At 54.9% G+C, this 22,834-nt stretch carries 18 protein-coding genes; 8 read left to right on the forward strand and 10 right to left on the reverse strand.

Annotated elements, in window-relative coordinates; translation table 11 throughout:
• Window positions 1-181, forward strand: a 181-nt coding sequence (locus tag A1355_RS26325; protein ID WP_231883760.1) for a hypothetical protein, incomplete at its 5' end; no start/stop codon positions are given.
• Between the two features lie 584 nt (window positions 182-765).
• On the opposite strand, the gene lnt is transcribed toward A1355_RS26325, so the two are convergent.
• The 3 genes from lnt to yihA all read right to left on the reverse strand — a co-directional run bounded on the left by lnt (window position 766) and on the right by yihA (window position 5,505).
• On the reverse strand, window positions 766-2,355 hold the full coding sequence (lnt, locus tag A1355_RS22125; protein WP_064031449.1) for an apolipoprotein N-acyltransferase: 1,590 nt from the start codon (window positions 2,353-2,355) through the stop codon (window positions 766-768).
• A 57-nt stretch (window positions 2,356-2,412) separates the two neighbouring features.
• A complete protein-coding gene (locus A1355_RS22130) occupies window positions 2,413-4,764 on the reverse strand; it encodes a penicillin acylase family protein (protein ID WP_064031450.1) in 2,352 nt (783 codons plus the stop codon).
• A gap of 126 nt (window positions 4,765-4,890) precedes the next feature.
• Window positions 4,891-5,505, reverse strand: a complete 615-nt coding sequence (yihA, locus tag A1355_RS22135; protein WP_064031451.1) for a ribosome biogenesis GTP-binding protein YihA/YsxC — start codon at window positions 5,503-5,505, stop codon at window positions 4,891-4,893.
• A gap of 112 nt (window positions 5,506-5,617) precedes the next feature.
• Here yihA and A1355_RS22140 point away from each other — a divergent pair, with 112 nt between their 5' ends.
• The 4 genes from A1355_RS22140 (at window position 5,618) to A1355_RS22155 (ending at window position 10,234) form a co-directional block, all read left to right on the forward strand.
• The gene (locus tag A1355_RS22140) at window positions 5,618-6,289 is read left to right on the forward strand and encodes a c-type cytochrome (protein ID WP_064031452.1); all 672 of its coding nucleotides are present in this window, start codon (window positions 5,618-5,620) and stop codon (window positions 6,287-6,289) included.
• A 370-nt stretch (window positions 6,290-6,659) separates the two neighbouring features.
• Window positions 6,660-7,265 carry a thiol:disulfide interchange protein DsbA/DsbL gene (locus A1355_RS22145; RefSeq protein ID WP_064031453.1) on the forward strand — a complete coding sequence of 202 codons (606 nt, stop codon included), beginning with the start codon at window positions 6,660-6,662 and terminating at the stop codon, window positions 7,263-7,265.
• A 108-nt stretch (window positions 7,266-7,373) separates the two neighbouring features.
• On the forward strand, window positions 7,374-8,900 hold the full coding sequence (locus A1355_RS22150; protein ID WP_064031454.1) for a GGDEF domain-containing protein: 1,527 nt from the start codon (window positions 7,374-7,376) through the stop codon (window positions 8,898-8,900).
• A 14-nt stretch (window positions 8,901-8,914) separates the two neighbouring features.
• The gene (locus A1355_RS22155; protein ID WP_064031455.1) at window positions 8,915-10,234 is read left to right on the forward strand and encodes a GGDEF domain-containing protein; all 1,320 of its coding nucleotides are present in this window, start codon (window positions 8,915-8,917) and stop codon (window positions 10,232-10,234) included.
• Between the two features lie 53 nt (window positions 10,235-10,287).
• Here A1355_RS22155 and A1355_RS22160 read toward each other — a convergent pair whose 3' ends face one another.
• Entirely contained in the window at window positions 10,288-10,974 is a 687-nt protein-coding gene (locus tag A1355_RS22160; protein WP_064031456.1) for a hypothetical protein, read from the reverse strand.
• 212 nt (window positions 10,975-11,186) lie between these two features.
• On the reverse strand, window positions 11,187-12,881 hold the full coding sequence (locus A1355_RS22165; protein WP_064031457.1) for a hypothetical protein: 1,695 nt from the start codon (window positions 12,879-12,881) through the stop codon (window positions 11,187-11,189).
• A 229-nt stretch (window positions 12,882-13,110) separates the two neighbouring features.
• On the opposite strand from A1355_RS22165, the gene A1355_RS22175 reads away from it, so the two are divergent.
• Complete coding sequence (locus A1355_RS22175; RefSeq protein WP_064031459.1) at window positions 13,111-14,835, forward strand: multicopper oxidase domain-containing protein; 1,725 nt, start codon at window positions 13,111-13,113, stop codon at window positions 14,833-14,835.
• A 42-nt stretch (window positions 14,836-14,877) separates the two neighbouring features.
• Here the strand turns inward: A1355_RS22175 and A1355_RS22180 are convergent, their stop codons facing one another.
• Complete coding sequence (locus A1355_RS22180; protein WP_064031473.1) at window positions 14,878-16,518, reverse strand: multicopper oxidase family protein; 1,641 nt, start codon at window positions 16,516-16,518, stop codon at window positions 14,878-14,880.
• A 250-nt stretch (window positions 16,519-16,768) separates the two neighbouring features.
• Between A1355_RS22180 and A1355_RS22185 the strand changes: the two genes are divergently transcribed.
• The gene (locus A1355_RS22185) at window positions 16,769-19,399 is read left to right on the forward strand and encodes a UPF0182 family protein (protein ID WP_064031460.1); all 2,631 of its coding nucleotides are present in this window, start codon (window positions 16,769-16,771) and stop codon (window positions 19,397-19,399) included.
• Between the two features lie 38 nt (window positions 19,400-19,437).
• Here A1355_RS22185 and A1355_RS22190 read toward each other — a convergent pair whose 3' ends face one another.
• The gene (locus tag A1355_RS22190) at window positions 19,438-19,884 is read right to left on the reverse strand and encodes an Rsd/AlgQ family anti-sigma factor (protein WP_231883761.1); all 447 of its coding nucleotides are present in this window, start codon (window positions 19,882-19,884) and stop codon (window positions 19,438-19,440) included.
• Window positions 19,885-19,983: 99 nt separating this feature from the next.
• Between A1355_RS22190 and A1355_RS22195 the strand changes: the two genes are divergently transcribed.
• Window positions 19,984-20,823, forward strand: a complete 840-nt coding sequence (locus A1355_RS22195; RefSeq protein WP_064031461.1) for a hypothetical protein — start codon at window positions 19,984-19,986, stop codon at window positions 20,821-20,823.
• Between the two features lie 35 nt (window positions 20,824-20,858).
• On the opposite strand, the gene A1355_RS22200 is transcribed toward A1355_RS22195, so the two are convergent.
• The 3 genes from A1355_RS22200 to A1355_RS22210 all read right to left on the reverse strand — a co-directional run bounded on the left by A1355_RS22200 (window position 20,859) and on the right by A1355_RS22210 (window position 22,830).
• On the reverse strand, window positions 20,859-21,245 hold the full coding sequence (locus tag A1355_RS22200; protein ID WP_064031462.1) for a hypothetical protein: 387 nt from the start codon (window positions 21,243-21,245) through the stop codon (window positions 20,859-20,861).
• Between the two features lie 164 nt (window positions 21,246-21,409).
• Window positions 21,410-22,243, reverse strand: coding sequence for an SDR family oxidoreductase (locus tag A1355_RS22205; RefSeq protein ID WP_064031463.1), 834 nt, complete (start codon window positions 22,241-22,243; stop codon window positions 21,410-21,412).
• Window positions 22,240-22,830: a DUF4124 domain-containing protein gene (locus A1355_RS22210; protein WP_064031464.1), complete on the reverse strand. Its 591-nt coding sequence runs from the start codon at window positions 22,828-22,830 to the stop codon at window positions 22,240-22,242. The genes A1355_RS22205 and A1355_RS22210 overlap by 4 nt, the downstream gene beginning before the upstream one ends.
• Window positions 22,831-22,834: the final 4 nt, after the last annotated feature.

Raw genomic sequence — 22,834 nt, forward strand, 5'->3', positions numbered from 1 at the left:
AAGGGCGAAAACCATGGATGATTTTCGTAGCGAAAGTATCTCGGCTGTCGGGCCGAAACCCGACATTAAAATCAGCTTCACGTTAGCGAAACACAAAATAAATATGCTTTCAATCCGCGTGGGCACAAACACCGTGCCCACCCTACGCGGCTCGTTGGGATTTTCTACTCATAACCTATAGCTTACGAAATGGCAAACGGTTGAAATAACCGGCGGATGCAAGCGGCGAAGTTAGCTTGCAGAAGTCCCAGTTGACCGAGATTTTAGGCAGCGTGGACTCCCCACCAAAAAACTATTCCGGTCGCAAAGACATTAGCGACCACATTAAACCAAAACCCAGATGAATGATCTTTTCGACTAAACACGAAAATGCCAATTTGATAGTGCTTACTGCGAAAGGATAAATAGATATTCCAAATAAAGAACGACGCGAAGACGCTTATGAATGCTGGATATGCGGACTGTAGAGTTTGACCAGTAAGAGCCAGGTACAAAGCTCCAAGGCCAATGCAAAGCACATACGGCACATATAGCGTTGCGATCGGAAACGTTTTGGTCTGCGACATAAGCGGCCTAACTATTGATTATCAGGCAAATCCGCCCGTATAAGCCAATATTAACCGCTTTTTCAGGCACTTTTGCCTCCGTATTAATTTGCCGCCGACTCTATCAGGTAGGCACTTTATGTCAAGCTAGACTCCCGTAGCTACAGGTACCAACCGATACCAACCGAATACCCAGCCCATCAATCGCAAACGATAGTCCTCACGTTTCCCGGCACTTCCGTTTATTGAGCAACACGCCCGCGCCCAGCAATCCCAGCAGCCCGGCCCATAACAACCCCGGCATCAGATAGAAATGGCGCTGATAGAAAGTGGCGGGCGGTTCGGCCAGGAAGGGCACGTGGTAGGCTTCGGCCCAGCGGGTGTGGAAGGGCGAAAACGGCAGCACGTCGCCGTTGGCCAGCGACACGGTGGAAATGCCGGTATTGGTGACCCGCAACACCGGGCGGCGGAATTCGATGCCGCGCGCCAAGGTCATGTACAGGTGCTGGTAGGGTTCCTGCCAGGTGCCGTACCAGGAATCGTTGGTGACGTTGACGATGAATTGCGCGCCCAAGTCCGCCAGGCCCTTGGAAAATTCCGGAAACAGGCTTTCGTAGCAGACTTGCGGCCCCATTTTGAAGCCGTTCATCTCCAGCAATACGGTCGGCCCCGGCCCGCGGCCGAATTGGCCGACCATCGGCAGCAGCTTTTTCAGCCAAGGAAAGGTTTCCGCGCCGGGCAGGTATTCGCCCAGCGCCAACAAAATGGTTTTGCTGTAGTGCGGCTCCAGCACCTTGCCGGTTTGATCGACCGCGAACAGCGAATTGGTGATGTCGCCGTTGCGGTCCCGGCCGTAGGCGCCGGTCAGCAGCGGTAATTGGCGGTTGCGCAGGTATTCGCTCAGCAACGCGGCGTAAGGCGATTGGTTGAATTCGCCGCCGAGCAGCGACGGGAACGCGGTTTCCGACCACATTGCAAAATGCACGTTCGGCGATTTTTCCAGGCCGAGGTCGGTGGCTCGGAAATATTCGGTCAGGATTTCGGCCCGGTAACCCTTGCCGCCTTCCATTGCGCGTTTTTGGCCGTTGTCGATATTGGCTTGCACCAGCAACGCGTCCAACGCGGCGTCCGGCTCCGGCAAGCGTTGTTTTAGCCACAGGCCGCCGCCATTGGCGCCGGCGAAGGCCAACAAAAATCCCAGCAAGGCCAGTTTGCCGGCCCATTGCCGGCGGCGTTGCCAGGCGAACAGCAGCCACAGATTGGCGAGTATCGTCAGCATGCTGAGGCCGGCGAAGCCGACGAACTCGGCCCATTGGTAAAGCGGCAGGCCGGCGCCATACCAGCTATAGCCGAAATTCCATTTGAACAGCATCGGCACGTACAACTCGGCCAGGGCGGTGGTTACCGCCATCAGTCCGTAGGACAGCCCGGCGCGGCCAGCCGCGAACCGGCGCAGCCCAAACCAGGCAATTCCGGCAAGCGGCGCGAACACGTGGCCGAACATCGCGAAAATCAGCATGCCGATCCCGGCGACCAACCAATTCACCTGGGCGAATTCGTGCAGCGTATACGTCACCCAATTGAAGCCGATCAGGGTGTAGACCGTACTGGTCAGCGCGCCGCTGTAAACGACCGGCTTCAACGCGGTTTGCCGCTGCCAGAACAGCCACAACGGCACGAAGCCGAACAGCGAGGCCCAGGGCGGAAACGGAATGTAACTGGTGCCGATGAATAGGCCGGATAGAACCGGCAGCCACCACTCGGAAAGGTTGCGCGGATTGGCCGCCGGCCGGCTTGAAGCAGTGTTCATCAGATTCGGGGTCCGGCCTGGCCGGTGCGGTTAAGGTAAGAAGTTCGCGACGCCGACTTATTCCGGTAACACCTTTAGCAGGTGCGGTTTGGATGCGCCGAACAGCGCCGCCGGTTGGCCATTTTGCCAGAAGGCTTGCTGGTCGCGGTAATGGGCCGATAGAAAATGGCCGGACTGACCGCCCGGCATTTGCAGGATCGCGTCTTCCGGATGCGCCGGCGACAGCACCAGGCGCTCGCTGGCGCCGTGGGCGTTGTCCATGACCCGCACGCAAACGCTGGCGCAACCTGGGCTGGCGAAGGCGGGTAGATCGAGTAACGCGGCCAGTTGCGGCACGGCCTTGGTAAATGGGTGCCGCACGCTGATTGGGTGGGTTTCCCCCCAGCTTAGCCGGTCCGGTTCTGTCCCCGGATATTGCTCGCGTAGCGCGCGAACCGTTTGGCGTAACGTATCGGCGATCATCGCCTGCCAGTCGTCGCGGTAGGATTCCGCCAGCAAGCCTTGCGGACGTTCCGTCAACAGTTGGCGCAGCGGGGTTTCCATGGCCCGCCAGGCATAACGAAACTCCGGATCGTAAACCCGGCAAGCCGCGACGATTTTGGCGAACACGGTTTCCGCCAGTCGTTTGCGAAATTCGTTGACCAGGGCGGCGCCGACGCTGGCGGCGTTCATGCTGCCATCCCAGGCCTGCAACGCGCGTTCGGCGCTTTGCAAATCGCCGTCCTTGTTGGATAGGTTTCGCAGTTCGTCCAGTGCCAGTTGCCGGTAAAAGTCCAGCGCGCCGGCCCGGCTGTCGAGCTGAATCGCCAACATGGCCGATTCGTCGATCTTGTCCTTGCCGCGCAATAATTCGGCGATCCGAAACGCGCGGTAGCCCAGCGCCCAGTTGTGGCCGATCACATAAGGGTAGTCGGCGCCCAGCGTGCGGTTGTTGGCGGTGGCGATAAAGCCCTCGGCCGGGTCCGCCAATCTCGGCAATTGCTCCGGCGGAATGAAGCCTTGCCAGCCGATGTCGCCATCCGCCCAGGAGCGGCTGATCAAACCGTCGAAGCCGCTCCGTTTTGGGAAACGGCCCATGTAGGTCCAGCCGATGCGCCCGTCCCGGTCGGCGACGACCACGTTTTGCGGCGGACCGCCAGCCCGGTTAATCAGTGTCATTGCTTGATCGACATTGGCGGCGCCGTCCAGATCGAGTAAGCCCAAATCGACGCCGTGGCGTTCCAGCGCGGTCCATTTGATCGCCACCGGCTTGCCGAGCAAGGGCTGGTCCGATACCGGTCCCCAAATCGTGTCGCGCAGTTCGATGTCGACGTCCGGTTGGCCTTTGACTTTGATGGTCTCACGCCGGCTGGCGAAGCGTTGCCAACCTTGCGGGGTGCGGTAGGCGCCGGGATGGTCAGCGTCGGTATCCAAGCTCACCAGGTCGAATAAATCGGCGGTGACGTTGGTGAAACCCCAAGCCACGTTGTCGTTGCCGCCGACAATGACGCCCGGCACGCCGGGCAGCGTCACGCCGTACACGCGTTGGTCCCGGTATTGCAACTCGGCGCGATACCAGATATTCGGCACACCCAAGGCCAGATGCATGTCGTTGGCGACGATGGCCCGGCCGTCGGCGGTCTTGCGCCCGGATACCGCCCAATTGTTGGAACCGGCGACCGCGTTGTCGGCATCGACGCGGTTGACCGCCAGTTGCCGGCCGGCTTCCGGCAATGCCGCCAGCGCATCGCGGGGCAGGTTTGGACTGTAGCGGCGCGGTCGGTCGCCACCGGTCAGTACGGTCGCGTAAGCATCGGTGTCGGGGGTTAGGAAGGTTAGCAAATCGGCCGGCAACGCCTTGGCCATCACGCTGGCCATGCGCTCGTCCTGCTCGTAGCCGTTCAGGGTTTGGAACATCGCCAACACCACCAGCAGGCTGTCTTCCGGCCGCCACGGCTCAGGGCGCAAGTGCAGCGCCAGAAATTCCGGCGCCAATATCGTGGTTCGAGTCAGATACGCGTTGACGCCGGCGGCGTAGGCCTGCAAAGCCGAGCGCTGGGTTTCCGGCATATCCGCAAAGATTTGCCCGGCGACCCGCTCGAAACCGAAAATCCGCTGCTTGCGGTCCAGCGCCAGCGCCGAATCGCCGAACAACTCGGCCAGGCGGCCGGCGCTCTTGCGCCGCATCAATTCCATTTGAAACAACCGGTCGCGGGCGTGCAGAAAGCCCAGCACCCGAAAAGCGTCGTCCCGATTCCGCGCCGCGATGGTCGGAATCGCCAAGTCGTCGCTCCGCACCGTCGCTTCCGCCGACAAGCCCGACAAACGGATCTCGCCGTCTTGGTTCGGCAACGATGCCGCGAGCAGTCCGTAGACAGCGGCGGCGATGGCGAGGATCAGTCCGAATATCGAAAAACCGGCGGTTTTCATGGCGGCAATTGGTTCGCTGTTGAATGGATGGAACGGATCGAGGCCTCGCGCCGGACCTCGACGATCGAGATTGCGGATAGGCTTGGGCTAGCCTTCACGCGGGATCGCCGGCACTATCAGGCGCTTTCAATCGCTCGGTTCGGACGAAAATCCAAACCATTCGTCCAACACCTGGTGTACGTCGTCGATGCCGGTTTTATTCAAGGCCGAAAACAATTGCAGGCTGACGACGATTTCGGCCCGGCTCAAATCGCGCTGCACTTGTAACAACGTGGTTTTGGCGGCGCCGTATTTCAATTTGTCGGCTTTGGTCAGCAGGATGTGCAGCGGCAGCTTGCTAATCTCGCACCACTCCACCATTTGCCAATCGAAATCGGTCAACGGATGACGGATATCCATCACCAACACGATGCCGGATAGCGCTTTGCGATTCTTCAGATAGGTTTCCATCATTTGTTGCCATTCCCGTTTCATCGCCTCCGGCACCTTGGCATAGCCGTAGCCTGGCAAATCGACCAACTTGCGCTCGTCGTCGATGCGAAAGAAATTCAACAATTGGGTGCGGCCGGGGGTTTTGCTGACCCTGGCCAACGCATTTTGCTGTACCAGCGTATTGATCGCGCTGGATTTGCCGGCATTGGAACGGCCGGCAAAGGCGATTTCCATCCCTTGATCCGGCGGCGCATCTTGCAATCTCGGCGCGCTGGCGACGAATGAGGCCTGATGATAAAGGGGGTTCATGACGATCTCGCTTAGTCAAATTAAATCGGTTAGAATCCCGGCATTATAACGTCTATAGGCAAGTGTCCATTTGCTTATGTCGATCCATCATCCTGAACAGGGGCTTCAAATAATGATAAAAAAACTGCTGACTGTTTCCGTCACCCTGGCGCTGGCCTTTACCGGCCACGCGTACGCGCAGGGGAATAGCGCGGGCAAAACCAAGGCGGCGGCTTGCGCCGGTTGCCACGGCGAAGACGGCAACAGCATGATGCCTAGCTTTCCCAAACTGGCCGGCCAACACCAAAATTATCTGGCCAAACAGTTGCAAGCGTTTAAATCCGGCACCCGCAATTCGCCGATGATGGCGCCGTTGGCGGCCGGCCTGGACGAACAAGCGATACAAGAAATCGCCACCTATTATTCAGCTAACCGCATCGCCGGCAACCCGGCTCCGAAACTACCGGACAATGACGACGACGAGGCGCCCGCCAAAACCGACGAACAGAAAAAGGCCGAATTGACCGCGCTGATCGCTCAAGGTAGCGACCTGTACCGCAACGGCGATCTGAGCCGCGAAGTTTCCGCATGCGTGGCCTGCCACGGCCCCTTCGGCGAAGGCAACAAACCGGCCGCGTTCCCAGCCCTGCACTCTCAGCACGCCGATTATTTGATTAAGTCGCTGACCGATTTCAAATCCGGCGCCCGTAGCAACAATCCGGAAAACATGATGCACATGATTGCCGGGAAAATGACCGACCAGCAAATCCAGGCCGTTGCGTACTACATCTCCACGATGAAGTAGCCTAATCCGCCGCCGGCCTTTTCGGACCGGCGGCGCCATCTGTCGCTGTTTCGCCAAACAAGCCGGTTGAATCGGCTCACCGCCTCCCTCCGCATTGTCGGCCCGCAACGGGCGACATCCGACCTCCTCCTAAAACAGCCGGATGCGGAGCTTGCCGAATCGGCTTCCAGCGTAACGCCAGCCGTCGCGCCGACCCGTCTTGATCCGCCCGAATTTTGCGTTTTTCGTCGTGCCCGCTATAGTGTCGGCACTTTATCGGGACAGCCGAGTCTGAACCGACAATGCCGGGTCGGCGGCCATGTAGCCTGTTTCATTCATGCCGACCGGGATAACATTTTTGTTGGGATTTCATTCTTACGGAGAACTATAGATGTTGAAAAAAATCGCGATATTAGGCCTGTTTTGCTTCACCGCGCTGGCGCGCGCGGAAGGCGGCTACGAAACCTTGACCCCCGCCCAACCGGTACAAAATCCGGAGAAAGTCGAGGTGATCGAATTCTTTTGGTACGGCTGCCCGCATTGCTACAGCCTGGAACCGTCGATGGCGGAATGGCTGAAAACCAAGCCGGCCAATGTCGAGTTCATCCGCCAACCCGCGGTTTTTAGCGACATCTGGGGCAAGCACGCCAAGGCATATTTTACGGCGGAGGCCCTCGGCGTCCTTGAAAAAGTCCACGCCGACTTTTTCGACACCATTCAGAACAAAAAACAAAAACTGATCAGCGAAGACGAACTGGCTAAGTTCTTCGCCGAACACGGCGTCAAGGACGAAGATTTTCGCAATGCTTACAATTCTTTCCTGGTGGACGCCAAATTGCGTCAGGCCGAAGCGATGGGGCCGCGCTACGGCATCACCGGCGTACCGGCCTTGATTATTAACGGCAAATATAAAGTGACCGGGCAATCCGCCAAATCCCAAGCCAATATGATTAGCGTGACCAACGAACTGATCGCGCAAGAATCCCAAAAGAAATAACCAGCCCCAGCGCGTTGTTCGGCCGGGCCAAGGTCCGGCCGCCGCGCGACTTATATTGAATAGTCTATAATTCTCCGTCGGCGAATTGTAAATTTTGGGGCATGTTTCATGGTTTTTTTCAGGAACAAGGATGACGGGCAGGAACAGTGGAAGGAAAAGTACTTCCGCCTGCTTGAAGACCAGGAAAAAACCGAAAAACAGTACAAGGCCAACGAAGATCTGCTTTGTAAAACCATCGTCCGTTTCGCGTTGGCGGTTAAGGGTCTCAATCGCCAATTGGACCCCCACTTAAACCGGATACGCAACCTACTGAAAAATGGCTTGCAAAGCCAGTTGCTGCAAAAGGAACTGACCGCGTTCTCCAGTGCCTTGATCATGCTGGAAGACGATGGCGCCAATCATCCGCTCGATTCCACATTGCTGTTCGAATTTCTGGGCAAGCTGTATCCGCAATGGCCAGACCAGTTCGAAGATATACAGCAACGCTACCAAAACCGGCAATTCGCCAATAATCAAGCGCTGTACATGGCGCTGCTGGAGTTGATCGACCAGGACAAATCGGCCAACAGTATCGATTTGGCGCTGGATTTCGCCGAGATCGACAAGAAGGCCATCAATCTGCAGTTAATGAGACTGCTTGAAAGCATCGATATTCCAACCCAATTCGCCGAGAAATCGGCGCAACTCAAGCACCGTCTGAACGAAAACCAGTCATTGGGACCCATTTTCGACGACACCGTGGCGTTATTGCTCACCATCAAAAAATACATGGAAGCCGAGCAATTGGAAATGGCGGCGTTTCTGTCGAAATTGACCGAACAGTTGACCGAGCTGGGCATCAAGGCCATCGGCGTCAATCTGGCTAACGAATCTTCGGCCAAAAAACGTAACCTGCTGGATCGCACGGTCTCGGATCAACTGGTGGATTTGCAAACGCAATCGGCCAACGCCACCCAGCTCGAACCCCTCAAACAGTTGATCAATAGCCGCTTGCAGACCATTAGCCAACAAATCCAAGCTCACAATCAACTGGAACAGCAGGAACGCGAAAAAGTCGACCGCGAATTGCGGGTGTTATCGGAAAAATTGAAAGACATGGAAGCGGAATCCGGCGAATTGCGGGAACGCTTGGACCAAGCGCAACACCGCGCCACGCGGGATCCGTTGACCGGTTTGGCAAACCGGCTTGCGTTCGAAGAACGGATTGACCTCGAAATCGCGCGCTATCGACGCACTCTTCAGGCGTTCTCGTTGATCGTCTGGGACGTGGACTTTTTCAAGGCCATCAACGACACCTACGGCCACAAATCCGGCGATAAGGCCTTGGTAGCCATCGCCAAACTGTTATCCAAACACTGTCGGCAAAGCGACTTCGTTGCCCGCTTCGGCGGCGAGGAATTCGTGATGCTGTTGCCGGACACCGATGCCCAAGCGGCGTTGTCGGTCGCCGAAAAATTGCGGGCCATCGTCGGCAACAGCGGCTTCGTAGCGAACGGTAACCGTTTGGCGATCACGATTTCCGGAGGCATCAGTCAATTTGCCGCCAACGACACCCAAGAAACCATCTTCGACAGGGCCGATAAAGGTTTATATCAAGCCAAACAGAACGGCCGAAATCGTTGCATAGTCGCATAATCGGGATTTATTAAATGGAAGTCATGTCCCCGTACGCCAAACCGGCCGACATCGAAAAGTTTTTGTACAAATTGGTGTTGCAACTGCTGATATTTAGCCAGGGCAGCCACAAATTATTGGAACCCCATTTGGTGACGATAGGCGGCAAGCTCAGAAACGGCGCCAATTTGAACGATTTGATCGGCGACTTGCACTCGGTTTCCAAAACCCTGCTACATATTTCCAAAACCAAACAGGACGTCAAACCGGAAACGCAAACCTACCCAGCCGCCCAGGACGATTATCTATTAAACCGCCTGGACGAACTGCTCGCCGAATCCGAAGTACCGCTACGCTTCCAGCAACATACCACGTCATTGCGGCAACGCATTCGAGAACGCGACGGCGAACAATCCTATCGAAAAGTTATCGATTCGGCATTCAGCCTGTTGTTGAACGTTCGGGATTTTACCGTTTCCGAACAATCCGGCGTTGATGCGTTCTTATCCGATTTGAGCAATCAATTGATCGAGATCGAGCAACAAGCTGAAATCGCCAGCGAAGCGAATCGACTGTCGATCGATAGTCGCGACTCGTTGAATCATTCGATACAACGCCAAGTTCACGATTTTCAGGATACGATGCGTTCTGTCGACGAATTGAGCAGCGTCAAAAGCAAGACCGGCGAACATCTGGATCGGCTGTTACTACAACTGTTGGAACACAAACAGCAAGAAGATGCCAGACAACAAGAAGCCCAGCTGAAGATTGAGACGATGGCACTCAAGCTGATGGAACTGGAATCGGAAACCGAATCGCTACGGACCAAACTGAAAATTGAACACGACCGCGCCTTGGGCGATCCGTTGACCGGGCTACCGAACCGCGCCGCCTACAACAACCGGGCCGAAATGGAGCAAAACCGGTGGCGCCGCTATCGTTCGCCGTTGTCTCTGGTGATTTGGGATATCGATTATTTCAAGCGCATCAACGATACTTACGGACACAAAGCCGGCGACAAAACCCTGACCCTGGTTGGTCAATTGCTGGCTAACAATTGTCGCGAAACCGATTTCGTGGCGCGCTATGGCGGCGAAGAGTTCGTGATGTTGATGCCCAACACCAGCGCGCTGCAAGCACTGGAAGTCGCCGAGCATTTGCGGAAAATGATTCAAGGATGCGGCTTTAATTCCAACGGCGAGCAAATCGATCTGACGTTAAGCTGCGGTATTAGCGCATTCGACAACGACGATACGCACGACGATGTCTTTGTCCGAGCCGACAAGGCCTTGTACCATTCAAAACGCTTGGGCCGCAACCGATGCACGGTGTATGCGGCCGAGATTGACAACTAACCGAATCGACTTGTTTGTTTCGACAAAACGGCTAAATTCGGTGGCAATAACGATTACGCGTAACTTACCGTTCTCGTAAACTTTTGAAATAGAGCTACCGGCTCCAAGCAACGATCGAAAATACCGATTGCCTCGTCGCAGGAAATGACTTCCTGCTGGCTATCCAGGATAAAATTCGCCAAACTTAATATACATTGCCAATGGCAGGAGTTTTCGACGAAACGGAAAGCCTGTTCCAGCAATTCCTGCATTTTTTCTTCGCGCTGAGCTTTGGAAGCGATGAAACATTCCAAATACCCTTCGGCTTTTTCCAAGTCGCTGTAACCGCCGTAATTATGTAGGGCTTCAAAACTCATTAGACCCAGGTTGAAAACCTCGTCGTCTCGAATAGCCACATATTTAGCTTCGGCCAAAGGCCCGACCAATAAGTTGACGACATCGGCTTCGTAAGCCCTTTGACAACTATGCTGATAGGGTTCGTCGGAAAATGTGGCGAAACTTTCCAGCACCGCTATCGGCAAATTTTGAATTAAATTGCCATCGACGACTTTGGCGGTAAAGTATCGACTATCGAGACTGGGACGTTTAAGTTGGATTTCGAAAAATACCGGGGGTAATTGTTTTTGGCGATTGCCTAAATGTATCGCGGCGGCATGCCCCGCTTCATGGAAAGCCGTCCGCCGATTTAGCTCGTTGGGATGAACAAACGCGGACTTAGTAGAGCAAAAGTTCCGTTCCATAAGTAACCTCGTCCAAAAAAAGATGCGGCACTGAGGCCGCATTGAGGAAGGATATTAAACTCTTTACCCTTTAGGAGAGGGAGCGCATACAAGAGTTGCACATAGTTTATTGGCATCCTCTCGATTTGGAAATGTGACAAATTGCCGCGCGGCAAACTGTCACTCGATCCGCGTCAAAAATTACTTCGCACACGGTTAGGCCGGAATCAATGTCATTCGGCGCGGTGACGATTGGTCCAGAACGGCAGCGACAACGTTACCAAGCAACCTAACCAGCTCAAGAGTTGCCGGTTATATAAGGTATATTCCAACGCGACCGGTAAACCTGCGGACAATCCAGGATGGGCCTGGATAAAATCTCGGCCGCCCAAGAAGGCCATAGCTTCTCCAAAGACCATCGCCAAACAGGCTAGCATCAGGGAATAAGCGATCAGCGGATCGCGCCGACGACCTAAATTCCAACCGATTAATTGATCGAAAGACAATAGCTGACGATTGATCTTGCCGTGCGCCAGCCACTGACAAGCCATCAAACCCAGGATACCGAGCGCGGGTATTGCAAACTGTTCGATTGGAAAACTCAAATATCGGCCGTGAAAAGCCAAACCGTATGTTTTATAGAACGCCAAACCGATAAACAGCATATACGCGGTGCGCAAGATATTGGCCATTCCGAAATCGCCGGCTTTATCGCGTAAAATCGCCGAACAACGATACAACAACGCGGCCGCCAAACCGGTATTGGCAAGCGTGATAACCACGGTATAGGCGCGTTGCCAAACGCTATAACTGGTATACCAAAGAAAGTCGGCCAAACCCACCAAACAGGCGGCAAACACTTGGGCCAACGCCAAAAACAAAATCAAGCGACTAATAGGCAACGTCGCCAGTGAATTTCGAAAAAGCCCAGCCGCCAACAGCAGCAATAACGAGGCGAGCGCATAAGTAATCGGCCAATCCGGGTTTTCGTAAACCGGTCCGGTCAACGGAAACACCGGCTCCCTATCGACCGACAACAAACCCCAATTGGCGCCGACCACGCCTTCCAGCTCGCTTTTCCAGGGTTGGTTGAAGGCTTCCACGATGTTGTAGTCGAAGCCGTGCCGATTGGCGACCTGTATCATGCCGCGAATGAACTTGGCTTCGTTGACCACGCCGGGTACCGCCATGCCCCGTTGCCGCCCGGCGCTGGGCCAGCCCGACTCGCCAATTAATATCGGTTTGCCCGGTGCCACGCCGCGCGCTTCGTTTTCGACTTGGCGAACGATCTTTTCCAAATGCTGGGAGGCATTATCGACCGAAATCGGCTCGTCCTCCCAATAGGGCAAAATATGGATGGTGATGAAATCCACCTCGGCGAACAACTTGGGATGCTTCATATACATCGACCACACATCGGCGTAAGACACCGGTTGCTTGACCGCCCGCTTCACCTCGCGGATGTAGCCGATCAGCCGATCCACGTCCAACTCGCCGCGCAGCAGCACCTCGTTACCGACAATCACCCGTTTCACCACATCCGGATTGGCGTTGGCGGATTGGATCAACGCATCGACTTCCTTGCGGTTATCCTTATAACCTCCGCCTATCCAGGCGCCTTGTATCATTTTCAAGCCGGATTTGCGGGCCAAATCCGGCGTCGGCTGCAAACCGCCCAGACTCGAATAGGTGCGGATGGTTTCGGTCTTATCGGCCACCACCTGCAAATCTTCTTCGACGTGTTCGGCGAGCGGATAAATCTCTTCTAGGGGACTATAGCCCTCGCGGAATGGCGCGAACGACAAACTGCGCAGTTTGCCGGAAGGCACGTCGGTACCCGCGTCTTGCGGGCGATTGGACAACCAGTCGTAACCGCCGTGAACGGCAAGTATCAACAATAGGAACAGCAGGATTCTGGAGCTGGGCATGATAGCGATGAAATCAGTGAAGAAGGCCGGATCGGCTAGTAATTTGCTAGCGTCGTGGAATTATAAAGGGCATTGTTTGGTTTGCGAAAACCGCATCTATCCAAGCGGCTCCGGTAATAAAGAATTGCTGTACTTTGCCTATGGGTTCTGGTTACAGTATCGCGCTTTTCTAATGTTTTTGGCCGCCACCCGGGTGGCTAGATAGTCGTCTGCTTTATGAGGTTTTTCTATGCATAAAAAGGTTATCCCCATGCTGTGTGGGGCTCTGCTGCTGCCGTTGTCTCCGCTGGCTCTAGCGGTCGCCGACAAGCTGCCGAGCTCGACCAGCGTTAAATTGGGTGCGGCAGAGGAAGTTTGTTCGGAATTTACCGATGCCAAATGGCGTGACGCGCAAGTGATCGACGGTGTGGAAATACAAGAATCACGGATGTGTAACCCAGATAATCCCGCCGAGGTCGCGGCCTTCGTCAAAGGCACCAACAATATATCGATGGCGACGCTGATGGAAACACAGTTGGCCGCCGACGCGCTGACTGTCAGCAACGATATGGACGGCGACGGCGATCCCGACCATTACATCATCAAGCTGGAAATCGCCGAACTGAACGGCCATTCGCCCGACATGCGCGAACCGACCACCACTTTCGACATCGCGCCCGGCATTCAACCGACCTTCTGGGTATTCGCGCCGAAAACTCGCGACATGTCGACACTGAGTCTTTACGAACCCATCGCCAACCCTCTGCTTAGAGCGCCATCGCCGACGATCAGGGTCGAGCAGGGCGACATTGTCTGGATCGTACTGGAAAACAATCATTACTTTCCGCACTCCATCCATTTGCACGGCATCGACCATCCCTACATGGATCATAGCGGCGAAGGCAACGACGGCGTCGGTCAAACCAGCCAAATGGACGTGTTGCCCGGCCAAAGCAAAACTTACGTGATCAAGCCGCGCCAACCCGGCACGATGTATTACCATTGCCACGTCCAGCCGCACGTCCACATTCCGATGGGTTTGCAAGGCATTTTCGTCGTCGAGGAAAACCGGCCGAACAACTGGGTGCAAGTTTTCAACGTCGGCAACGGCCAGGTTCGCCATCCTTCGGTCGCCGTCAAGGAAAAGTACGCGGCCGAATACGACTTACACTACCAGTCCGCCGACAAGGAATTGCACGAAATGGCTCGGTCGGCCAATGATCCGCGCCTATTGGCGCGCCGCTTGAATCAGGAATACGACATCACCGATGCCAAGCCCGATTACTTCATGCTGAACGGGCGCTCGTTTCCGTACACCTTGCGGGAATCGTTGATTCTGATGGAAGAAAACAAAAAGGTGAAACTGCGGGTTCTCAACGGTCATGAAGAAGCCTTCGCGCTGCACATACACGGCCACAAGCCGATGGTGACGCACTACGACGGCGTCGATAACGGCCCGTCTTCCTACATCAAACGCGATGTACACGGCATGGTGCCGGCGCAACGTCTGGATTTGGAACTGAACGGCGTCGACGACGGCCTGAATAGCTTCGGTCAAGGCGTGTGGATGTTCCACGACCACGTCGAAAAATCGTTCACGACCAACGGCATGGGCGAGGGCGGCGACATCAGCTTGGTCGTCTACAAAGGGTTCATGGACGAACGGGGCATACCCAAAGTTCACGGCATGAGTCTGGCGCCTTATTTCACCAAGGAATTCTGGCAAGGCAAATTTCCGGCCTGGCAAGATTACGACGCCTGGAAAAGTTTAGGCTTGCCGGAAATCACCACTAAAAAGCAGGCCGCTTTCGTGCCGCCCCCGCCGGTAGCGCCGAAAACCGACGCAACGGCGCAACCGACCGGCTCGGACACGTCGTTCTTCGGTCAACTGTTTAACGGTATTCTGCTTGGCGGCTTGCTGTACGCGGCTTACATCAACCGCGAACGCATCCTGTCGATGTTCGCCAAAAAATAATGCTGCACGGCTCCGAGCGCCTCGCTCGGAGCCACTCCCGCGTCAATAAACGTAAAACTGCCGCATCATCCCCAAATCCTCGTGCTCGAGGTTATGGCAGTGGTAAAGAAACAAGCCTTTATAATCCTGAAACGGTTTGGCGATTTCCACGACTTCTCCCGGCATCACCAGCACCGTATCTTTCCAACCGCTGTCGATAAATCCGTCCTTGACGCTGGCGTAGCCATCGGTATCGGCGGCATGTCGGGACAGAATCTGATATTGCTGGCCGTGTAGATGAATCGGATGGGCCATATTCATCATCGCTCCTCCCATTCCCCCCATATCATGCTCGGGGTTCGGGTCTGCGTCGCCTCCATGCCGCATACCGCCCATCATACCCATGCCGCCACGGTGACCGCCGCGGGAATGGTCGTGAAAAATCCGGATCTTCTTGATCGATCCCAACGGTACTTTCTCGGCTTCCACGACCCTGTCCATCGCAAACGACATGCCGTTCAATAGCGGCCGCATCGGCTGCATCGAAAGCGCGATCGGCAGCGGGCTATCGGCATTGTCGGTGTCGGCGGCGGTCAAGCGCCGGAACGGCACCAGTTTTTCCGGCAATTTCGGCGAATCGGAGACTTTTTCGGTAACTTCGAATACCGCGATTGGAAATTTAGCGCCTTGGTGTATACCGCCGTGCATCATGCCTCCGTGCCCCATCCGTTCGTACATCGCCGGCATCGCCCCGCTGTACGGCAGACTATATAGCGTCAATTTCGATCCGACCGCGCGGCCGCTGAAGTCCAGCCACAAATCGATACGCTCGCCAGGCGCCAACATCAGATAGGGCCGGGTTTCCGGCCGGGCCAGTAAACCGGCGTCGGTAGCGATGGCGGTCAGCGGCGTGCCGTCGTCCCAGCCCAGCTTATAAATTCGGGAATTGGACCCGTTCAAGGCCCTGAACCGATAGGCCCTGGATTTGACTTGAAACCCGGCGCTCGGCTTGCCGTTGACTAGAATCGTATCGCCGAGAAAGCCCATCATCCGTTGCGGCATGCCGTGTACATAACGGAGCTGGTTGCGGTTGTCGAAGCTTCGATCTTGTATCACCAGCGGTAGGTCGTAGTCTCCGTCCGGCAAATCCAACTTGGCTTCCTCGACGTCCCGGACCACGATCAACCCCGACAATCCCCGATAGACCTGCTCGGCGGTCAGATTATGCGCGTGCGAGTGGTAAAAACTGGTGCCGGCCGGGTTACGTACTTCGAACTCGTACACATACTGCCCGCCCGGCGCTATCGTATACATCGGGTGGCCGTCGCTGCTTTGCGGAACATGCAAGCCGTGCCAATGTATGATTGTGGCCTCGCTAAGCTGATTGGTGAAATAAACCCGTACTTTCTGGCCCTGCTGGAGGTTCAAAATCGGCCCAAGGTAGTTGTTGGGCAATTGCACGAGGCTATTCGCCGGGCCCTTGCGCACAGTACCGAAAAATTTCTGCACCGCCGTCGCCGGTCCTTGGTTCAATATCTCGACCCGAGCGAGCTTGGCCGTGAAGTCCAGCTCGACGTCCGGATGGAAACCGGCCGTCGGGGCATTTCGAAGCGTCTCGGCACTCACCCATCGCGGACAAGCCGCCCACGCACCGCCCAGGGCGGAATACTTTAAAAACCGGCGTCTGCCGGCGTCGATAGACATGGATGTACCCATGAGTTCCCCCCTTCCTCGTTGTGATTGGCTTAATCGATAAGCTCTCGTTATTGACGCCGACCATACTCTTTTTCCTACCCCTAAACAACGCCCTATTACGCCAACCGAGTCCCTTACCCCGAAAGGTCACAATCCGGATTTGGGTGTTAGAATGCTTGGCTGGGGGCGATCTCTAATCACCGACCGCGCGGCAAAGCGCCCATCGCGGCGGTGCCGGAATCTAAGCAAAGAGGAAATTATGCGTAACTGGAAACTGTTACCCGCGTTCGTGGCGGCGACCTTGGTCGCCGTTGTCGTGTCATACGTCGCGTTTTACTTCGTGTTTCTCGATTTTTTTGTCGATTTGTGGTGGTTTCGTTCGCTGGAATTCGAACCCTATTTTTGGCTGAGATTACTTTATCGCTTCATCTTCTCCGGTGCCGTGACGGTATTCTTCTTCGCCGTCTTCATGTTCCATTTCTGGATCGCCTCCCGCTACCTGGGCCTAAATCCACCCGACGAGGTGCTGCTCGACGACGGCAAACGTAAACGCTTCCAACGCTTCGCCGAAATCTTCATGAGCGGCTCGACCAAGATCTACACGCCGGTATCCCTGCTACTGGCGATCGCGATCGCGGTACCGTTCTATCTGCAATGGGAACAAGCCTTGCTGTTTTTTTTCGGCAACGCGTCGGGCGTCATCGATCCGGTTTACGGCAACGACGTCAGCTTTTACATGTTTGCCTACCCGATCTACATACTGATTCAGAAAGAGTTGCTGATCACCGCCACTCTAGTGTTGGCGGCCACCGGCGTGCTCTATTGGCTGGAGCACATCTTCGTTCCCAACCAGAGCAAGGAATTCCCGCTTGGCGCGAAAATCCATCTGGGCGCACTGTTCCTGTTCGTCGTTGCTTTCGTGATCTGGGGATATTTGCTGGAGCGTTTCTCGCTACTGTACGTGGACAGCAACGAACCGGTGTTTTTCGGCCCCGGCTTCGTTGAGTTGCACTATCAGCTGCCGCTGATCTGGCTGGAAATCTTCTTCGTGGTAGCGATCGCCGCAGCCGCGCTGTTCTACGTGTTTTCCGAACGCCATCGCAGCAAGGTGCCGGCGGTGCTGGCGACCTTGGGTTTACTGAGCGTGGGCGGCTTGAAACACACGCATTCTATTCCCGAGATGATCGAGAAATTCATCGTCAAGCCCAATTTTACGCGTACCGAAAGCGAATCGATGTTGAGTAACATCGACGCCACGTTGGCGGCATACGACCTGAACAATATCAAAACTATTGATTTTCAGGTCAATCTGGACGCCACCAAGGACATCGAAGAGTGGTCGACCAAAAAGCATTTCGAAAATATTCCGGTTTGGGACCGCGAATTTTTGATCGACAGTTACATGCAATTGCAAGGCATACGGCCGTATTACGTGTTTCCGACCGTTGACGAGGATCGATATTTCATCAACGGCCATCATCAACAAGTCAATCTGGCCGCACGCGAGGTCAATATCGAACGCCTGCCCAAGGAAGCGCAAAACTGGGAAAACAAACACTTGCGCTATACGCACGGTTACGGCGCGGTGATTTCGCCGGCCGCTCAAGACGCCGGCATCCCTATCGTTTGGTATTTGCGCGACCTGAACATGAGCTCCGAAGTTGGCTTCTCGGTCACGCACCCGGATATTTACTACGGTCAGGAAAAGTATCAATACGCGATCGTACCGAACAATTTAACGGTCAAGGACATTTCCAGCTCGCGCGACAGCAGCAACTACGAAGGCAAATCCGGCATCCCGATTCCATCGTATTTTCGGAAAATGTTGCTGGCGTTTTATTTGCGGGACGAAAAGATCTTTTTTTCGCCGAATATTTCCAACCAAAGCAAGGTGTTGATCCGCCGCAATATCGACGAGCGGATTACCGCGCTGACACCCTTCCTACATCTGGATAAAGACCCGTATCTGGTCGTCGACAAAGACCGGCTCTATTGGATTCAGGACGCTTACACGCTATCCAACTATTATCCGGTCTCCAAGCCGGCCGCCGACGATTATTTGGACGGCAAGCATAAATTCAATTACATTCGCAATTCGGTGAAAATCGTTGTCGACGCCTATGACGGCGACGTCGATTACTACATCTCCGATCCCAAAGATCCGATTATCGCCGCCTATAATCGGGCATATCCAGGGCTATTCAAAAAGCTCAAGGATATGCCGGACCAACTGCTGCAACATTTGCGTTATCCGCGCGATCTGTACTACATGCAGATGAAGATCTACGCAAAGTATCATCAGCGCAGCCCGGAGCTTTTCTACGAGCAGGCCGAAACCTGGGAATACGCTAGCGTGGACGGCCAATCGGTGTTGCCTTATTTCATTACGATGGACTTCGACCGCTGTAACGACGAAGAAGAATTCGTCATGATCAATCCAATGACGCCGGTGCACAGAGACAATTTGAGCATGGTAGGCGTTGCCGGCACGATGGACCCGATTAATTGCGATCACAGCTACCAACCCGGCTTGACGATATTCAAGTTTCCCAAAGCGGTCCAGGTCAACGGTCCATCCCAGGTCAATGCGCTGATCGACCAAAATCCGGAAATCGCCGCCCAATTCACGCTATGGAACCAACAAGGCTCCGAAGTCCGGAAAGGCCGTATGGTGATATTGCCGATGGGCAATTCGATACTGTATGTACAGCCGATTTACATGTTGGCGACCAAAACCCGGATACCGGAGCTGGCCAGGGTCATCGTTTCGATCGGCAATCAAGTGGTGATGGATAAAACGCTACTGGCGGCCTTCAGCCGAATGAAAGACTTGTTCGTCAAAGGTGCCAGCGGTTCGGCTTCCGGCACCTCGGGCGATGAAACGAAATAGCTTGCCGCCGGCGTTGGATCGGCGGTAGCGAAGATCGGTCAATGCAACAGCATGGAACAAAGCCGGTCTTCAAGTTCCATCCGCTCGGCAAGATGTTCGCCGAGTTCGGACAGATCGCTGGCTAAATTGTCGGTCTTGAAATTGCGCCGACCGTCGTCGTAGCGTTCGCTGAACGTCACCGCCGACTCGGTGGTATTCGAGTACACCGGATAAATCTTGCCTGCGTAAGACAGCAATTCCGACGCGCCTTTAGCGTCGCTCAATACGTGCTCGTAAATCCCAAAATGACCAAGCGACACGTAATCGATCAGCAGTTGCGAGAATTGGGATAGCATCGGCCTAACCTGACCAGCGTCGCTGAAAGGTTTCATTTCCGCGATTTGGCAATACAGGGACCAAAGCGCGCTACGTTCCTCGCGCAGGGCTTCAACCCAGTGCAGATGGGTGGATGTGGTTTCGGTCACTGACGAATGGGATGCGATCACGGTACGTCTCCTTTTCAAATTGACGAAGTCTAAATTTAAGTGAGTTATTAATAAGCTTCAACAATCTGTTAATTAATAAAGATAATTTTCTCGAAAAATGTGACCCACTCTGCACCTTACCGCTTTGTTTTTACCGCGCTCGCCTGCGAAGCCAAACCGCTGATCCGCGCCTGGAGTCTGAAAAAGACTTCCGACAGTTCGGCATTTTCGATGTACACCGGCCCTGCCGGCACCGTGGTCGTCAGCGGTATCGGCAAAACGGCGATGGCCGGCGCGGTGGCGTATGCCTTAGCCCTGCGGCCGGTAACTAATCCGGTATTGCTTAATCTCGGCGTCGCCGGTCATCCGGAATATCCGATCGGCCACGTCTGTTTGGCCGACAAGGTCGTCGACGCCGACACCGGCCGCTGTTTCTTTCCGCAGCTGCCGTTCGACCTTCTCTGCCCGACCGCCAGCCTGATCACCTCGTCGAAACCGAACACGGCATACCTCCAAGACGCCTTATATGACATGGAAGCGTCGGCGTTTTACGAAACCGCCGTCCGCTTCGGCAGCAGCGAATTGATCCATTGCTTGAAAATCGTCTCCGACAACCCCGGTCGATCGATAGCGGCGATTAGCGAAACTCAAGTCGAAAGCTGGATAGGCACTCAAGTGCCGATGATCGAGAACGTACTCGGACAATTACAGGGCTTACGTCGGCAAATCGCCGTGGGTGGCGGAAACGATTGGTATGACGCTTGTCTGGCTCGTTGGCATTTCAGCGTCAGCAATGCCGGCAAACTGAAGAACCTGCTGGCTCGGTGGGACCTACTGACAAAACACGCCGAACCCGACTGGGACTCTTCTACGTTGAGAAGCGCCGCCGATGCGTTGAATTGGCTGGAAAATAAATTGGCGGAGATGCCGTTTTCGTTGCGCGAAACCGACGGGGGATAAAAAACAGGGTGCCAAAGGCACCCTGTTAAAAAACATTACAGCAATTTTTTCAGACCTTCGGTACCGGCTTTAGCTTTTGCCAAATGCTCTTTCGCTTCTTGCAGGTTCGCCGATTTCGCGGAAGTGATGGCTGCTTTCAGGTGACCCCTGACTTTGGAGTTTTCTCTGGAAACTTTGTCGTTGGCGTTGATTTCTTCTGAGAAATCAGCGGCTTTTTTGATCAGAGCCGCAACTTCGGCGTCTTCCGCGCCGTTGTTGATTGCGGCTTCGGCTGCACTGATGCGCTCAATCACGATGTTGACCGCGTCGATTGGCTTATAACTAACCCGGCCTTTGTCGGACTCGGCGCTGGCCGAAGTCGAAAAAGAACCCATCGCGACAGCCAAGGAGAAAGCGACAACAGCACTTTTGAAAATTTTCATGTAATAAACCTCACAGTTGTTTTTATTAAGAACATAGACTGGTTAATAGACCGCGTTAACCGCCATATGTCGGGCCGGGATAATAGCATAGATCATGCGGTTTGCGACCCGTTTATTACCCCTAAATGACCTCGAAAACGGCCATTTCCTTTAAAATACCAATGTTATTCGACGCTGACCAGCAAGCGGTCCAGCCAAGCCGTCGGCAACAGCCGTTTCAACCAGGCGAACACATAGGTCGGCAGTGTGACCGGATAACGGCTGCGCGGCTTTTCAGACTCCAACGCATGGCGGACTTTTTCGGCCACCGCCGTCGCCGGCAATGTAAACGGCGAAGCCGGACCTTGCTTTTGCAGTCGGGCTTCCATCGCCAGATAAGTGTCTCGATGCGCGCTGTGTTCCGGATCGATGTATTTTTGGTAAAGCGCGAAAGCGTTCTGCCGGAAATTGCTCTTGATCGGACCGGGTTCTATCAGCACGATGTGGATGCCGCTGCCGCGCAACTCCAATCTCAAGGTATCGGCCAAACCTTCCAACGCGTATTTGCTGGCGTTGTACGCGCCGCGAAATTTCATCGCCACAAAACCCAGCACCGAACTGTTGTAAATGATCCGGCCATGCCCTTGCTTGCGCATCAGCGGCAAGATCAGATTGGTCAATTCGTGAGTACCGAATAAATTGGTTTCGAACTGATGCCGCAACACCTCGCGGCTCAAATCCTCGACCGCGCCGGGCTGGCCAAACGCGCCGTTGTTGAACAAGGCGTCGATTCGACCGCCGGTCAGTTCTATCAAGGCCGCGACGGCCACCTGGATGCTGGCCGAATCGGCCAGATCCAGTTGCAGGCATTCGTATCCCTCCGACCGCAAGCGTTCGACATCTTCGGGTTTACGCGCCGAGCAGATTACCCGGTGACCGCGCTCGCGTAAGTAATAGGCGGTGCTGTAGCCGATACCCGACGAACAGCCGGTGATCAGCACGATTTTGCTGGAGGTCATGGTGGACTTAATTCCGATTCAGTGAAAGTAAAGGTCTTACCGCTGCTGCAATTGATCAAAAACACCAATTGTTCCAGCTTGCTCTTGGCGGTCAATTCGTCGGCTTCGACCCGTTGACACTCGCCGCTACTCAAGGCTTTTTGCGCGGCTAGCCGACGGAATTTCTCGACATCCGGCAATCGGCTTTCGAAGGGCTTGACCTGAGCCGGCAATTTTTCGGGATCGTAAGGCGGAATCGCAAACGCCGAAAACTGCAACGGATTCTGCTTGATCAGCGCCTGCGTCAATTCGGCTTGCGCCTTGGCGTCTTGCTTACGCTGGACGATCGCGTCCAGCTTGGCCTGTTGTTCGGCCTGTTCCTGCAAGGATTGCTGTTTCTTCCGTTCGGCTTCCTCGGCCTGCAAACGCTCGCTGGCGGTCAAATCCACTTTGCCGCCGGTGATGGTATTGACCTGCTCGGCCTTGTGTTCCTCGTTGCAGGGCGAGGATTGGTAATTGGTATGGCCGGAAGCATCGGTGCATTTATAAACGCCGGCCCAGCTTTCGGCGGCCAGACACAGGGTTAGAAGGCAGAAAAGTTTTCTCATTGTA

Origin of the sequence: Methylomonas koyamae (assembly GCF_001644025.1) — a bacterium.
Lineage (GTDB): Bacteria > Pseudomonadota > Gammaproteobacteria > Methylococcales > Methylomonadaceae > Methylomonas > Methylomonas koyamae_A.